General features: G+C 72.8%; 7 protein-coding genes and 3 pseudogenes. 7 read left to right on the plus strand and 3 right to left on the minus strand.

From position 1 onward, the window contains the following. Window positions 1-347: 347 nt before the first annotated feature. The 3 genes and pseudogenes from ABT147_RS39920 to ABT147_RS39930 form a co-directional block, all read right to left on the minus strand. Window positions 348-1,340: a ScbA/BarX family gamma-butyrolactone biosynthesis protein gene (locus ABT147_RS39920; RefSeq protein ID WP_351415828.1), complete on the minus strand. Its 993-nt coding sequence runs from the start codon at window positions 1,338-1,340 to the stop codon at window positions 348-350. Window positions 1,341-1,994: 654 nt separating this feature from the next. Beyond that, window positions 1,995-2,167, minus strand: a pseudogene (locus ABT147_RS47480) (beta-ketoacyl synthase N-terminal-like domain-containing protein); the annotation flags it as partial. A 142-nt stretch (window positions 2,168-2,309) separates the two neighbouring features. After that, window positions 2,310-2,945: a ScbR family autoregulator-binding transcription factor gene (locus tag ABT147_RS39930; RefSeq protein ID WP_351415830.1), complete on the minus strand. Its 636-nt coding sequence runs from the start codon at window positions 2,943-2,945 to the stop codon at window positions 2,310-2,312. Between the two features lie 441 nt (window positions 2,946-3,386). On the opposite strand from ABT147_RS39930, the gene ABT147_RS39935 reads away from it, so the two are divergent. The 7 genes and pseudogenes from ABT147_RS39935 to ABT147_RS39965 all read left to right on the plus strand — a co-directional run. After that, complete coding sequence (locus ABT147_RS39935; protein WP_351415832.1) at window positions 3,387-3,857, plus strand: helix-turn-helix domain-containing protein; 471 nt, start codon at window positions 3,387-3,389, stop codon at window positions 3,855-3,857. 200 nt (window positions 3,858-4,057) lie between these two features. Beyond that, window positions 4,058-4,492 (plus strand): annotated as a pseudogene (locus ABT147_RS39940) (GtrA family protein); the annotation flags it as partial. 665 nt (window positions 4,493-5,157) lie between these two features. After that, window positions 5,158-6,261 (plus strand): ParB N-terminal domain-containing protein, encoded by a 1,104-nt coding sequence (locus ABT147_RS39945; protein WP_351415834.1) that lies wholly within the window; start codon window positions 5,158-5,160, stop codon window positions 6,259-6,261. Between the two features lie 173 nt (window positions 6,262-6,434). Next, a complete protein-coding gene (locus tag ABT147_RS39950; protein WP_351415837.1) occupies window positions 6,435-7,250 on the plus strand; it encodes a thioesterase II family protein in 816 nt (271 codons plus the stop codon). Beyond that, window positions 7,247-11,245 (plus strand): SDR family NAD(P)-dependent oxidoreductase, encoded by a 3,999-nt coding sequence (locus ABT147_RS39955; RefSeq protein WP_351415839.1) that lies wholly within the window; start codon window positions 7,247-7,249, stop codon window positions 11,243-11,245. The genes ABT147_RS39950 and ABT147_RS39955 overlap by 4 nt, the downstream gene beginning before the upstream one ends. Continuing rightward, complete coding sequence (locus ABT147_RS39960; protein WP_351415841.1) at window positions 11,242-12,126, plus strand: condensation domain-containing protein; 885 nt, start codon at window positions 11,242-11,244, stop codon at window positions 12,124-12,126. The genes ABT147_RS39955 and ABT147_RS39960 overlap by 4 nt, the downstream gene beginning before the upstream one ends. A gap of 141 nt (window positions 12,127-12,267) precedes the next feature. Continuing rightward, a pseudogene (locus tag ABT147_RS39965) lies at window positions 12,268-15,759 on the plus strand (acyl carrier protein); the annotation flags it as partial. Window positions 15,760-15,764 lie beyond the last annotated feature (5 nt).

Consider the following 15,764-nt stretch of genomic DNA (forward strand, 5'->3'; position numbering starts at 1 on the left):
GAGTTGAAGGCGGCGACGGACGACCAGGTGACCGAAGAGGCCGAACGATGAGCCCCCGCTCATGACGAGGCCGCCTGCGAGACCGCCCCATCCCCCCCCCGCACACCGCACCGCGACCCGCCCCCGCACCCCCACCCCCCCCACCCCACCCCCGGCCCGGCCGGCGCGGGCCCGGGGCCCCCCCCCCCTCCCCCCCCCGCGCCCGGGGGGCGGCCGCGCGGGCGGCCGGCCGCCGGACATCCGAGCGGTCGCGGGCCGCTGTCGCCGCGTTCCGGCGGCCGGGGCCACGGCGCGCCCGGCGGACGGTGGAGCCGTGCGCCGCCCGAAGACGGGGCACGGCCGACCGTTCAGGCCGAGGCCGGGGCCACGGTCACGGCGGAGGTGAAGACGATTTTGCCGTTCTGGCGGCCGGTCACGAGCACGCGTTCCCCGCCGTCCGTGTGCCGTGGAAGGGAACACACCTCGATCAGGCAGGGGGCGTCGAGCTCCGCGTAGCAGATGAATTCGGTGGTGATGCCGACCGGCAGGCAGGCGCGTCCCAGGAACGCCGACGTGGCCTGGCGGACGGCTTCCAGCAGCGCCATGCCCGGCACGTGGTCGACGGGATGGTCGAAGAGCACCGGATGCCGGGTGTCCACTCGCAACTGCCAGCAGCCTGGCTCCGGCACCGGGGACAGGACGACATCCGTGGGAGAGAGCCGGCCGACGGTCTGCGGTGCCGTCGGGCTCGTCAGCGCGAGAGGAGTGGGGACACCGTCCTTGATCCTGGCGGCACGAAGGCGCCGGTAGACGGCTGGAGACGTGCAGGTGAAGGTGGCGGCCCCGGTCGCGGCCACCTGCCCGTCACGGTGGATCACGGCCGTGAAGTGAAGCCCCGAAAGATTCGAGCCCCGGCGCTTGATGTCCGTGCAGGCGATCGCGATGTCGAGAGAGGCCGGCGTGGCCCCGACGAGCAGGTGCTCGGGTCTGACGTCGACTTCGAGGTCCCACATCAGGAAGTGGTGACCGAGTGGGACGTCGAACTCCGCGTGCGCCAGCAGGATCCCGGCCTGACGGACCGTTTCCGCTATGAGGAGCGGGTCGTGGCAGCCGTCGATGGTGTCGAAGAAGCCGTGCCGACGGGGCAACTGCGCGGCCACGGTGAAATGAGTGTCGTCCTTGCGTTCCCAGTCGGTGAGCATCACCTCGGCGACGCTGGCGCGGTGCACCAGTTCCTTGGGAACGGTGCTGGTCAGGGACGGAAAACGGGACAGGACGATACGCGCCGTCGTCGCGTTGCCCTTCTCGGCGGGACGAGCGCCGGTGATGGGATGTTCGACGCGGAAGGTACTCGCAGACATGTCTCTCCCCCTGAGCCAAGAAGCGTGAAGTTGATGTGTGGGTCCCTCAGGCCTGTGAAGATACATACCACCCGGTTTAATTTCTAGCGGTAGCAGTCATTCCGGCCGGGTAGCCCGGCGAACGGCTGGTTTCCCGTCGGCGGCGTTCCGGCCCCTCTGGTCGCAGGTGGGCGGGCTGACCTCAGGGTCTTCCCTGGGGTGTGGGTGGTTCCAGGGGTGTTTGTGGCGCCGCGAAACGTACCTTTTCAGCCGTGCGGTGGGCCGAGGGCGCACGGGGGTGGGCACCGGAGGGCCTGCTCCGCGTGGAACGCGGTCGTGCGAGCTGAGAGGGCCCGGCCGCTCGTGCGGTGGTGTTGCCGGCGCTGATGTGCCCGCCGGGGGAGCACCCCCAGCCTCTATAAACCGCGCATACGGTTTTTTTGAAGTACCCCGGGGCTGGGCGAGCCGCATCGGCTTGTCCCCGGGAAGGGGCCATGTACGGCGATGACGGCTGCCCCATGCCGACCGGGGCGGAGGCCGCCGCGTGCATACGGGACGGAACCACGGGCGGTCGTACGGCTCGTGCGGCTCGTGCGGGCGCCGAGCGCTGTGCCGGTGCCGTGCGCCTCGACGACGTCGATGTCCGGGGACGCCGCGTCCTGGTCGACGGCAGAGCTGACGTGAGAACTCGATGAAGACGCCGGGTTCGGCATCAGAGCGGTGCCGCCCGCGAGGGCCATGGAGCACTCGTTGCTCTACAAGGAGCGGACGGTGAGACGCAGGGCGACCAGGATGGAGGAGCGGGCGGTGTCGACGGTGACCGCGGGGCCCTCCAGGCCGATGGTATGCCGAGGGTATTAGGAGAGGCGGCCCGAGGCGGCGATGCCGATGCCGATGCCGATGCCGATGTAGCCCTCGGTGCCTTCGGGGACCTGCTGGATGTTGCTGCCGTAGTCGTGGTGCACGAGGTCGCTGAAGACGCCGATGTTTTTAGAGCCCTTGATCCTCGCCACTCCCCGGCACGAACCCGGCCGGGCTGAAGTGGTGCCGTGCGGCGCTGCCCACGATGCGGGGCAGCAACAGCGCCCAGAATCGCGTCAGTACGACCTGCTCCAGCCAGCGGACGTCGCTCTCCCCCCGGGCCTGCAGACCGGCCCCCACGGCCACCACGACGGCCGCCAGCTCCTCGGGCGAGGCGTCGGACACCAGGGCCCCCTCGCCGTCCGCCCGCGCGAGCGTGGCCTCGACCCATCGCTGCCAGTCACCCCACAGGTCCGGCGCCGTCGCGGAGCGCTTGCCGCAGCCGCTGAGCCGGAAGCCGACCCGCAGCACCACGTTCCGCCCGAGCCCCTGCACGAGGTCGTGGCTGGCGTCGATGAGCGCCTGCACGGCGTGGAGGTCGCGCGGGCGGATGATCCGGCGCAGTCGCGCCTCCGCCTCGACGACGACTGCGTCCAGGAGCGCCCCCTTGTTGGGGAAGTGGAAGTGCAACGCTCCGTTGCTGACACCGGCCTTGGCGCTGATGGTCGCCAGCGAGACCGAGGCCGGGCCTTCCTGGTCCAGCAGTTCGGCCGCAGCCTTGATGAGGGCGTTGCGCGTACGGATCGCGCGTTCCTGCGTGGCCATGGGCTCCGTCACTCTCCGGGTTCACCATCGAAAACTCAGCCTAACAAACCGACGATGCGGTTTGTAGTCAAAGACGACCTGTGCACGGTAATCGGCTGGGAACGGACCCTGCCACGGACCCGGACCGCCTGCGGGGACATGGACGCCGGCACCGTCAACCGGGAGCCAGACCGTCAACGTCGGCGACGGATGCCGGGGCGGCGGCAACCAAGAGCTGGGGCGGCGGCAACTGAAGGGAAAGGAAGGTCTCCTGTTGTTGCGAGCCCGCACACAACTTCACATGTTGCGTTCGTGCGCAACGCGGGGCGAGAACGAGCTCGGAACAAGGCCGGATTGACGAAGGGCCCTCACTGAAACCTTTGCTCGTGCGTGCACGCAACGGCATGGTTCGCGTGCGCACGACCGTCAAGTGGGGGTGTAGCCGAGGGGAGCGTCCACGACATGAAGAGCGATGCCGGACACATCGACGAGTTCGCGGCCTGGATCGAAGGCGTGATGCGGGCGCGCGGGTACGACATCGACAGCCCGCGCGGCGGCGGCAAGACCAAGCTCGCCGAGGACGCGGGGGTGCACCGGGCGGCCATCACCCGGCTGCTGCAGCGCCAGAGCATGCCCGATCTGGAGACGATGCGGGGTCTGTCCCGTGCGCTCGGCATCCCCGTGCGGGATGTCCTGATCCGTTCGGGCAAGCTGACCGAGCAGGAACTGCCGCAGACCCCGGCACCACCCGAGGCCGGCACGGTCCCCGCCGGGCACACGCTCTCCGCCGACCAGGCGGCGACCGCGCTCGGCATCCCGGACCACCTCCGGGCGGCCTTCGTGCAGATCACCGAACAGCTCAGACTCGGCGCGCCCACGGGCCCCGCGATCCCCGAGGCGGGCGCGGGGACGGACGGCCAGGCAGGCATCTGAGCGGCCCCGGCCCGGGGGCCGCCCTCGGTGTGTGCGCCCGAGCCGTGGTGTCGTCCCGAGGGCTGACACCCGTTGACACCCGCTCTGCCGTCGTACGCCGTACCCCCTTGCGCACAGTGTGCGCACAGCCGTACATTGTTCTTATCGACGCACGACGTGCGGGATGGGCGGGACCGGATCGAGGGGGCGGAAGGTTCGCGATGAGGCAGACGGAGACGGAGCAGCAGATGACGCGCGAACTTCCCGGGTCCACGGGCCCGTTGGCCTCCTTCGTCCGGTTCGTCGTGTGCGGCGGCGGCATCGGTGTCCTGTCCGGCGGAGCCGTGGCGCTGCTGGCCGCGCTGCTGCCGTGGGCCGTGGCGAACGCGGTCGTCACGGTGGTGTCGACCGTGGTCGCCACCGAACTGCACGCCCGCTTCACCTTCGGTGCCGGACGCCGGGCCGGGCGGCGGGAGCATGTGCAGGCGGCGGGTTCGGCGGCCGCCGCGTACGGCGTCACCTGCGCGGCGATGGCCGTACTGCACCTGGTGCACGCCGCCCCCGGTGTCCTCCTGGAACAGGCCGTGTACCTGTCCGCCGCCGCGGCGGCCGGGGTCGGACGGTTCGTGGTGCTGCGGGTCTTCGTCTTCGGCGCGAAGGGGTCCGCCGGAAGCGCGGGGTCTGCCGGCAGTGCGGGGTCCGCCGGGAACCGGCCCGCCGTGCTCCCTGCGCCGCCCCGGCCCGACAGGCCGCGGGCCCGCCGCCCTCGCTCCACGGCGCCCTCGTGGTCGTACAGCTGGCAGGAGTGGGTGTGCCCCGATGCCGTGCCGGTTGCGTACGGCCGCTGGACGACAGCCGGTTCGTGGTCGCCGACACCCGCGTGATGACCGCGGGCGGGTGCTGTCGGCAACCCGGACGGGCGTGGGTGCGGGCCGCTTCGTCGTGATGGGTTCGCCGGCGGCACCACTCGGCTGCCTGTGGCCCCGGGTGGTGTGGAGAGGGCAGAGAAAACCGCGAGAGCGGTATGTTTCTTTGGAGGGAGCCGGTGAGTGAGGGCGGGCCTCCGTGAGGGAAGCTCTCGTTTCGCGACAAATAGGACTCCCGTGGCCGCGCCTGCATCCTCCTGGGCGCGGCTACGGGATGTTTTGTGTAGATTGATCGGAATTCTCGGTGGCACCGGCTTGTCGAGCCGCTGCGGAAAAACCGGCCAACAGGCGGGGTAAAAAAACCCGCTCGCCTGGTATGTTTTTGGCACGGTTGAGAGGGCCACGGGGGAAAGCAGAGCTGTGGCCCCGCCCGTACGGGGAGGAGCGAACACGTCATGAACGTCTCAGGCGCTCACGCCGAGTCCACTGACCGCCGGGAAGGGTCCAGGCCGGGCCTGCGTCTGGCCGTCGCGGGCGGCATCGAGGCACCGCCGGCCGGCTCCGCCCCCGCGGGCGACCGGAGCGGTGCCGCGGGCAAGGAGGGGCGGGCGCGGCGGACCGCGGTCGTGGACATCGACTCGCTCCGCGCGTCCGACTCACCGCGTCTCGGCGGCGAGAACCGCGACCATGTGCGGATGCTCGCCGAGCAGGAGGAACCGCTGCCGCCGGTCCTGGTGCACCACCCGTCGATGCGGGTCATCGACGGTATGCACCGGCTCGCCGCGGCCCGGCTGCGCGGGGCCGCGACCATCGAGGTCGAGTACTTCGACGGCGACGAGGGCGAGGTCTTCGCCCTCTCCGTCGAGCTGAACATCGCGCACGGCCTCCCGCTGTCCCAGGCCGACCGCGCCGCCGCCGCGGAACGCATCCTCGAAACCCACCCCTACTGGTCCGACCGCCGCATAGCCACCAACGCGGGGCTCGCGCCCAGCACGGTCGCGGCGATCCGACGCCGTTCAACGAGCCGAAGCGACCAGTTGAACGCGCCCCGGGTCGGACGGGACGGCCGGGTACGGCCGTTGCAGGCGACCGAGGGGCGGCTGCGGGCCAGCCAGGTCATCGCCGCGAACCCGACCGCGTCGCTGCGGGAGATCGCCGAGCGGGCCGGGATCGCCACCGCCACCGCCAAGGACGTACGGGACCGCATCCGCAGGGGGCAGGACCCCGTGCCGCAGGCGCAGTCGGCCAAGTCGCGGGTCGCTCCGCGGGAGGAGCCGGGCCGTGGGGTCGCCGGGGGCGGGCGGGACACCTCGCACATGTCGGCCGCGGCCATCGGGCTGATCCTGCCGAACCTGCGCAAGGATCCGTCGCTGCGCACGGAGGCGGGGCGGATGCTGCTGCAGATGCTCAGCGTGCACTCGATCGGGGACGAGGCGCGGTGGCGGCGGCTCGCGCGGAGTGTGCCGGGGCATCGGGCGCCGGTGCTGGCGCAGGCGGCGAGGCGTTGTGCGGACCATTGGCTGCGGTTGGCCAATGAGCTGGAGATGCGGCGGGGCTGAGTTTCTTTTCGCCGGGCCGCCGTCAGGGGTTCTTTTCGGGTGGCGGCTGCGGGTTCGTCTTGGCTGGTCGCGCTCACGCGGCGGAGCCGCATATCGATAAGGTCCCGCACCCCTTTCTGGGCGCGGCTCTTCTCAACCCACTTTCTTGAAGCACCTTCTTATGGAGGAACCCAATGAGTGAGCACAGTCCCGATCTCGCTGTCGAGACGCCCTGGATATGGCGGGCGCGGCGGCCCCGGGCGCGACGGCGGCTGATCTGTTTTCCGCATGCGGGGGCCGGGGCCGGGGCCTACGGCGAGTGGGCGCGGCTGTTGCCGGCGGACATCGAGCTGGCCGCCGTGCAGTTGCCGGGGCGGCAGAACCGGATCGCCGAGGACCCGGTGACCGAGGTGGGGCCGCTGGTGAAGGTGCTGGCGCAGGCGCTGCGGCCGGTGCTCGACGGGGACTTCGCGTTCTTCGGGCACTCGGGGGGAGCGGCGCTGGCGTACGAAGTGGCCAAGGCGCTGCGTGAGCGCGGCGCCCCCGGGCCCAGCCATCTCTTCCTGTCCGCGCAGCCCGCGCCCGGCACCGTCGGCCGGGTTCCGGTGATGCACACCCTCTCCGACGAGGAACTCGGTGCCGAGGTCGTGCGCCTGGGCGGGATCGAGCCCGAGATCGCCGAGGACGAGGAGGTCATGGAGGGGCTGCTGCCCACGCTGCGGGCCGACTTCACGCTGTGGGAGCGGCACCGGGTGGAGGCGGGGGCGCCGCTGGACACCCCCATCACCGTGCTCAGCGGGGACGCCGACCCGAGGGCGCCCAAGGACACCCTCTACGGGTGGGCCGCCCACACCACCGGCGCCTTCCACACCCGGTTCTACCCGGGCGGCCACTTCTACTTCCTCGCCGATCCGGCCGACCTGGTCTCCTACCTCGGCCATGCCCTCGGCGGCCAGTCCCACGCCGGCCCCTCCGGGGCGGCGCCCGAACTCGCGGGGAGCGCGCGATGACCCTCACACCCGACCCCACACCCGATGTCGCCACTGACGTCACGCCCGACGTCACCCCGGGCCTCGACCCCGCCGTCGCCGCCCGCCTCGCCGCCGCGACCCGGGCGATACCAGGGGTGCGCGATGCCGCCGTCGTCGTACGGCAGGGCGCGCGCACCCTCGACGGCGACGGCGACGCCAACGGTGACGGCGAGAGCGGCGGCACACCCGCGCATCCCGTCGAGCCGCAGGCCACGGCCACCGTCAGCGCCACCGCGCCCGCGTCCGCCCCGTCCCCCGACCGCCCCTCCTCCGAGACCTTCGGCGGCGAGCCGCGCATCCCGGACGGTGCCCCCATGACGCTCCAGGAAGGGTTGCGGCAGGCCGCCGAACTCGCCCCGGGGCAGGGGACGCGGTACCTGCGCGAAGGCAGCGAACCGGACCTCCAGACGTACGCCGAGCTGCTCGCGGACGCCGAGCGCGTGCTCGCCGGGCTCCGGGCCGAGGGACTCGCCCCGGGGGACGCGGCGCTGTTCCAGTTCGGGGACCACCGGGCGTACATGACCGCCTTCTGGGCCTGTGTGCTCGGCGGGTTCGTGCCGACGCCGGTGGCCGTGGCGACGACGTACGGGAGTCACAACGAGACGAACCGGAAGCTGCGCAACGCGTGGGAGCTGCTCGACCGGCCGGTGATCCTCACCGACCGGGAGACCGCTCCGGCGCTCGCCGCGCTGCACGGGCTGTGGGAGGAGCCGGACCACGCTGTCCTCAGGGTCCTGCGGGTCGACGAACTGATCGCCCACGAGCGGGACTCCGACTGGTTCCCGACCACCCCGGACTCCCCGGTGATCAACCTCCTCACCTCGGGCAGCACCGGCGTCCCCAAGTGTGTGCAGCACACCAACGCCTCCGTCGCCGCGCGGGAGTGGGCGGTGATCCAGGCGCGCGGCTACACCAGCGAGGACGTCAGCCTCATCTGGATGCCGCTCGACCACGTGACGATGGTCTACTACAACGTCCGCGACGTGTTCCTGCGGTGCGGGCACGTCAACGGGCGCATCGACGACGTGCTCGGCGACCCGCTGCTCTGGCTGGACTGGATCGAGCGGTACGGCGTGACCAACACCTGGGCGCCGAACTTCGCGTACAACCTGGTCAACGAGTGTGCCGAGGAGATCGGCCGGCGAAGCTGGGACCTGTCCCGGATGCGGGAGTTCGTCAACGCGGGCGAGCCCGTGGTCGCCGCCACCAGCCACCGCTTCCTGGAACTGCTCGCCCCGCACGGGCTGCGGGCGGACGCGATGGTGCCGTGCTGGGGGATGTCGGAGACCTGCTCGGGTGTGACGTACACACGGCAGAGCCGGGACGACCACGCGCTCGGGACCGTGGTCGTCGCGCAGTCCTCCCTCGACCAGGACCACCTCGTCTATCTGACGTCCGGCCAGAAGGGCGCCGACGCCGTCGCGTTCACCGAGGTCGGCGGGCCCGTCCCGGGGGTCACGATCCGGGTCGTCGACGCCGAGGGGCGGACGCTGCCGCAGGACCGGGTCGGCGAGCTGCAGATCCGTGGCGTGACGATGCTGCGGCACTACCACGGGAACGCCGAGGCCAACCGGGAGGCGTTCACCGAGGACGGCTGGTTCCGCACCGGTGACCTCGCCTTCGTGCGGGACGGGTCGCTGGTGATCGCCGGGCGGAAGAAGGACCAGATCATCGTGCGGGGCGCCAACTTCGTGGCGCACGAGCTGGAGAGCGTCGTCGAGCAGGTCGAGGGCGTGCGCGTCACGTTCTCGGCGGCGGCCGGGGTGCGCGAGCCGGGCGAGGGATCCGACCGGCTGGTGATCTTCTTCGTGCCGGTGCGCTGGGACACCGAGACGCTCACGCGGACCTTCCAGGACGTACGGGCCGCGCTGGTCCGGGAGGCGGGCATCGCCCCCGACCTGGTCGTACCGGTCACGGACGCCGAGTTCCCGAAGACGGCGAGCGGGAAGATCCAGCGGGCCGCGCTCGTCGCCGATCTGCGGGCCGGACGGTACGCCGACCGCATCGCCACCGAGGAGGACGAGGAGGAGACGGGGGAGTCCGGCACCTGGTTCTTCCGGCGGCAGTGGTCGCGGCTGCCCGCCGGCCGCACCCCGGCCGACAGCGGATCCTCCCGGCTCGTGTTCTCCGCCGACTGCGGTACGCGCGTGGTGTTCGGGGAGGAGGGCCAACTCGCCGCGCTCGGGCTCGACGACGAAGCCGTGGTGCTCGTCGGCAAGGGCCGCTCGTTCGCCGAGACGGACCTCGACCGGTACCGGGTCACGCCCGGCGACCCCGAGGATCTGCGCCGGGTCCTGACCGATGTCACCGCCCACTACGGGCCCATCGACTCGGTGGTGTTCGCCTGGCCGCTGGACGACGAGGACCCCGACCCCGCCCGCCGGCTCACCGCCGCCAGCGTCCAGCTCACCGCGCTGATGGGCGTCCTCGACGAGTTCGGCGCCCCCCTGCTGCTCGTCCTCACCGAGGGCGCCGCCCATGTCCGGCCCGGCGACCGCGTCGACCTCGGCGTGTGCGCCCTGCCGGGCCTGATCCGTACGGCCGCCGCCGAGAACCCGCTGATCACCGTGCGGCAGCTCGATCTGCCCGCCGACCGCGCGCAGTGGGCCCGTGCCGTGCGGACCGAACTCGCCGACCCCACCCACACCGGAGTGGTCGCCGCCCGCGAGGGGCTGCGCTGGCAGCCGAGGCTGCGGGCCGTCCACGAGGAGACGGAGGCCGAGACCGCGCCGCCGCTGGTGGCGGGCGGGCTGTACCTGGTCACCGGCGGTCTCGGCGGTATCGCGAGCGACCTCGCCGGATATCTGCTGGCCGCGTACGGCGCCCGGCTGCTGCTGGTGGGCCGGTCGCCCGCCGAGGGCGCCAAGGCGGCCCGGCTGAAGGACCTCACCGACCTCGGCGAGGTCACCTACCGGCAGGCCGACATCACCGACCGGGCGCAGCTGGAAGCCGTGGTGGCCGCCGCCGAGCAGCGCTGGGGGCGCCCGCTGGACGGCGTGCTGCACCTGGCCGCCGCCGATGTCTCGGACCAGTGGGAGAACCTCGAACGGCACACGCTGGCCCGGGAGTCCGAGGACGGCTTCCGCGCCCAGTACGCGGCCAAGGTCGAGGGCACCCTCGCCCTCGCGGACGTCCTGGAGAGCCGGCCGGACGCCTCGCTGGTCCTGTTCGGATCGGTCAACGGCGAGTTCGGCGGCCACTCCTTCGGCGCCTACTCCGCCGCCAACACCTTCCTCGTGGGCTTCGCCGACCACTGGCACCACGAACGCGGCCGGGACGTGCGCTGCCTGGCCTGGAGCCTGTGGGACGACATCGGCATGAGCCGGGGCCGGTCCACGGCACCCGCCCGGCTGCGCGGCTTCCGCGCGATCGACCCCGAGCGGGGCCTGCGCTGCTTCCTCACGGCCACGGCACTGCCGTACCACTACCAGCTCATCGGCCTCGATGCCCGGAACCCCTTCGTCGTGGACGAACTGGCCCCGGACGAGCTGAGCGTGCGGGAGGTCCTGGTCGCCTACACCTCGGACGGCGCCGACCCGGCCGCCGTGCACGCCGCGCTCGCCCCCGCCCTGGCCGAACTCGCCGTCCCGGTACGGCTGATGGAGGTCACCCGTATCCCCAAGGACGGCAGCGGGGCCATCGACACGACCCAGCTGCTGCTCGACATGGCGCCGCGCCGCGCGGCCCTCGGCAAGCGGAAGCACACCCCGCCGGAAGGGGAACTGGAGCAGCGGATCGCCGCGATCTGGTCCGACGTGCTCGGGCAGAAGAGCGTCGGCCGCGACGAGTCCTTCTTCGATCTCGGCGGCAACTCCCTGCGCGCCACCCGTCTGCTGGCCCGTGTCTCCGCCGAACTCTCCGTCCGGCTGAGCACGCACGAGCTGTACGAGAGCCCGACGGTCGAGGGGATGGCGGCGAGGGTGGCGGCGGGCGCGCCCACGGGCGTGCCGACGGTCACGGGAGCCGGCCGGTGACCCGGCCCGGCACCGCCCCCGCGCCGGTGCCCCCGCCCCGGTCGGCGGCCCCCCGGACGGCGGCCCCGGCCCCGCCGCCCACGCTGCTCACCACCCCGGGCACCGGCCCGCTCCAGCTCGTCGTGCATCTGGGCGGATGGGTCGACCCGGTACGGATGCGTACGGCCGTGAAGTCGCTCCTCGACCGGGACGGCCGGAAGCCGCTCTGGCGGGAGCTGGACCTCGGCGTCCTGACCGTCGGTGAACGCACCGACGCCCTGGACGCCCTCCTCGCCGCGGGCCGCAGGAGCGTCGGCTCCCCCGGCCCCGCGGTACGGGCCACGCTGGTCCGGCTGGCCTGGGAACGGCACCTGCTGGTGTTCACGGCACGGCACCCGCACCTCGACGAGGACGGGCTGGGCGCGCTGCTGCGGGACCTGCTGCGCTCGTACGCGGGTACCGGCACCGTCCGCTCCCGGGGCGGGGAACCGCCGGTCGAGGAGACCGAGGTGCCGCTGAGCGTGGCGGACGCGGGGCGGCTCACCCTGCGCGCGCTCGGGCTCGGCGTGGACCTGGAGACGGTCGTACGCGGCGCCTGGTCGGTGGTCCTCGCGGGGGCTGCCGACCGCCGGGAGGCGGTCCTCGGGATGCCCGGCATCGGCACTCCGGGGTCCGGCCCCGGCGGGCGGGTCACGGTCACCGGGGTCCGGGCCGTCCACCACGGGCAGCCGCCGCTGACCCTCGTCATGCACGCCGACCCGGGGCCGCTGGAGCTGCGGCTGCGCGGCCGGCGGGGGCTGTTCGGGCCCGAGGCGGCCCGGGACACGGCGGACCGGCTGGCGGGCGTACTGCGGCGGATCGCGACGGATTCCGGGGCGACCGTTGTTGGGAAAAGACGGTGACCTTAGGGTCGTTATCGAATTCCCCCTTTCTTGTTTCTCCGCGATCCCTTTCCCTTCGTTCGTGAAATCGCCGGACGATATCCGTTTGCCCGATCCGTTTGCCTATTCGCGCACCATCCAGCGAGAGAAGAGGTGTGGAAATTGACGGAGTTCACACTCGTCGCGCCCATCGAGGAGCAGGTCCGGCGCACCCCGGACGCGACGGCCCTGGTCTTCGGCACCGCGACCCTGACGTACGCCGAGTTCAACGCCCGCGCCAACCGGCTGGCCCACCATCTGACCGCCCTCGGCGTCCGCCCCGGCACCCCGGTCGCCGTCGCCGTGCCCCGCTCCCTGGAGCTGCTGGTCACCCTGGTCGCCGTGGTGAAGGCGGGCGGCGCCTATCTGCCGCTGGACCCCGACTACCCGGCCGACCGGCTCGCCTACATGCTGGAGCACACCGGCCCGGCCTGTGTGGTCGCGGACACCGCCGGGCGGGTGCCGGTGCCGGAGGGCATCCCCGTCGTCGTACTCGACGAGGACGGGGCCGCCGTGGACGGCCGCCCGGCCACCGATCCGGCGCCGCCGGTCACCCCCGGCCACCCCGCGTACATCATCTTCACCTCGGGCTCCACCGGCCGGCCCAAGGGTGTCGTCGTCCCGCACTCGGCGATCGACAACCGGCTGCGGTGGATGCAGGGGGAGTACCCGCTCACCGCCGGCGACCGGGTGCTGCAGAAGACACCGTCCGGGTTCGACGTGTCCGTGTGGGAGTTCTTCTGGGCGCTGCGCGAAGGGGCGGCGATCGTCGTCGCGGAGCCCGGCGGCCACCAGGACCCGGCGTATCTGGCGCGGACGATCCGCGAACAGGCCGTGACCACCTGCCACTTCGTGCCCTCGATGCTCCAGGTGTTCCTCGCCGAGCCGGAGGCCGCCGGCTGCACCGGGCTGCGCCGGGTGTTCTGCTCCGGCGAGGCCCTGCCGCGCGAGGCGGTTCGGGAGTTCGGGCGGCTGCTGCCGGGCGTGGAGCTGCACAACCTGTACGGGCCGACCGAGGCCGCCGTCGACGTGACGTACCACCCCTGCGACACCGGCGCCGACGGTCCCGTACCGATCGGGAAGGCCGTGTGGAACACCCGGCTGTACGTCCTCGACGCCGAGCTGCGGCCGGTCGGGGCCGGCGAGTCCGGGGAGCTGTATCTCGCGGGCGTCCAGCTGGCCACCGCCTACCTGGGGCGGCCGGAGATCACCGCCGACCGGTTCCTGGCCGACCCGTTCGGGCCGGCGGGGGAGCGGATGTACCGCACCGGCGACCTCGCGCGGTGGACGGCGGACGGCGAGATCGAGTACCTCGGGCGCACCGACCACCAGATCAAGCTGCGCGGACTGCGCATCGAGCTGGGCGAGATCGAGTCCGTGCTGCTGGCCCATCCCGCCGTACGGCAGGCCGCGGTCGTCGCCCACGAGGGCCGGCACCTGGTCGCCTACCTGGTGGCGGACGGGGTCGAGGCCGCCGAACTGAAGGCTTCGGCCGCCGGGCGGCTGCCCGAGTTCATGGTCCCGGCCGCCTTCGTGTTCCTGGACGCGCTGCCGCTCTCGCCCAACGGCAAGCTCGACCGCAAGGCCCTGCCCGCGCCGGTCTTCGACGGCGGGGAGTACCGGGAGCCCGAGGGCGAGCGGGAGCGGATCCTCGCCGAGGTGTACGCCGAGGTGCTGGGCCTCGACCGGGTGGGCGCCGACGACGACTTCCTCGCGATCGGCGGTGACTCCCTGCGCTCGCTCAAGGTGGTGGCCCTCGCCCGCACCCGGGGCCTGGAGATCACCCAGCGGCAGCTGCTCACGCACCGGACCGCGGCCCGGCTCGCCCCGCACGCGGGCACACCCACGCCCGCCCCGTCGTACGAGGAGGTGTCGGGCCCGCTGGTCTCCCTGGCCGACGAGGACCTGGCGGCCTTCCGTGAACGTCACCCGAACCTGTCCGACATATGGCCGCTGACGCCGATGCAGTCCGGGATGCTGTTCGAGTCGATGCTCAGCGACAGCGACTACGACGCGTACCGCATGCAGTCGGTGTTCACGCTCGCCGGCCGCGTCGACCCCGCCCGGATGCGGGCCGCCGGACAGGCCCTGCTCGACCGGCACTCCGCCCTCCGCGCGGCCTTCGCCCCGGACGCGTCCGGCGACCTGGTCCAGCTGGTGGTGGACGGCGTCGAACTCCCCTGGCGGGAGCTGGACCTCAGAACCCTGGTACCCGAGGAGCGGGAGACGGCCTTCGAGCGCTTCCTCGCCGAGGACCAGACCGAGCCCTTCGACCTCGCCGACCCGCCGCTGCTGCGGATGACCCTCGTCCGGCTGGGCGCCGAGCGGGCCGCGCTCGTGCTCACCCTGCACCACGCCCTGCTCGACGGCTGGTCCGAGCCGGTCCTCGCCCAGGACCTGCTCCGCCTCTACGCCACCGGGGGCGACCCCGCGACCCTCCCGCCGGTCCGAGGCTTCCGCGACCACCTCGCGTGGCTGGCCCGGCAGGACGAGCGGAGCGCGGCCGGAGCCTGGGCCGCCGAACTGGCCGGTGTGGACCGCCCCACGCTGCTCGGCGGCACGGCGGTCGCCCGCGACGAACTGGCCGGCTCCGGGACCGGCCACGCGGACGTGCCGCTGACCGACGAGGAGGCCGAGCGGCTGGTGCGGCGGGCCGCCGAGCTGGGCGTCACCCTCAACACGCTCGTCCAGGGCGCCTGGGCCGTCGTCCTCGGCCGGCTCACCGGACGGGACGACGTGCTGTTCGGCGCCACCGTCTCCGGCCGGCCGCCGGGGCTGCCCGGCGTCGAGTCGATGGTCGGGCTGTTCATCAACACCCTGCCGGTACGGGTGCGGTACACCCCCGAGGACGGCCTCGGCACCCTGCTCACCGGCCTCCAGGAGCGGCAGACCGAGCTGCTCGACCACCACCACCAGCCCCTGAGCGGCCTGTACGAGGCCACCGGCCTGGGCGCCCTCTTCGACACCCTGCTCGTCTACCAGGCGTTCCCCGTCGACGAGTCCGCGCTCGCCGAGGCCTCCGCCGCCGCCCGCCTCACCCTCACCGGGACACGCTCGCTCGGCGGCTCCAACTACCCGCTGACCCTGATCGCCGAGACCGGCCCCCGGCTGCGGCTGACGTTCCAGTACAAGCGCGGCGTCTTCGACGAGGACACCGCCGACCGGGTCGCCACCGGCCTGGGCACGGTACTGCGGGCGCTGGCCACCGACCCGGAGCGGCCGGTGGGCACCCTCGACCTCGGCGCACCGATCGCCGCCCCGCAGGAACCGGTCGCGCCGGAGCCGGTGGCACCCACCGGGGACGGCGCTCCCCTCACCCCCGGACAGCAGGCCCTGTGCGCCCTGTTCGGGGACGTCCTCGGCGTCGAGCCCGACCGGATCGGCGTCCACGACAACTTCTTCAACCTGGGCGTGACCTCGCTGCTGGCGACCCGGCTCAAGAGCCGTATCCGCAAGCAGCTCGGCGCCGAGGTCTCCATCAAGACGATCTTCTCCAGCCCCACGGTCGCCCAACTCGCCGACCACATCGCCGCCGCTCCCGCGTCGGCCGGATCCGCCGGATCCCCCGCGTCCAGCCCGAGCAGGCCCCGTCTGCGCAGAATGAACAAGGAGTAGTCCGA

The sequence above is a fragment of the Streptomyces sp. NPDC001868 genome, assembly GCF_040297125.1.
GTDB lineage: Bacteria > Actinomycetota > Actinomycetes > Streptomycetales > Streptomycetaceae > Streptomyces.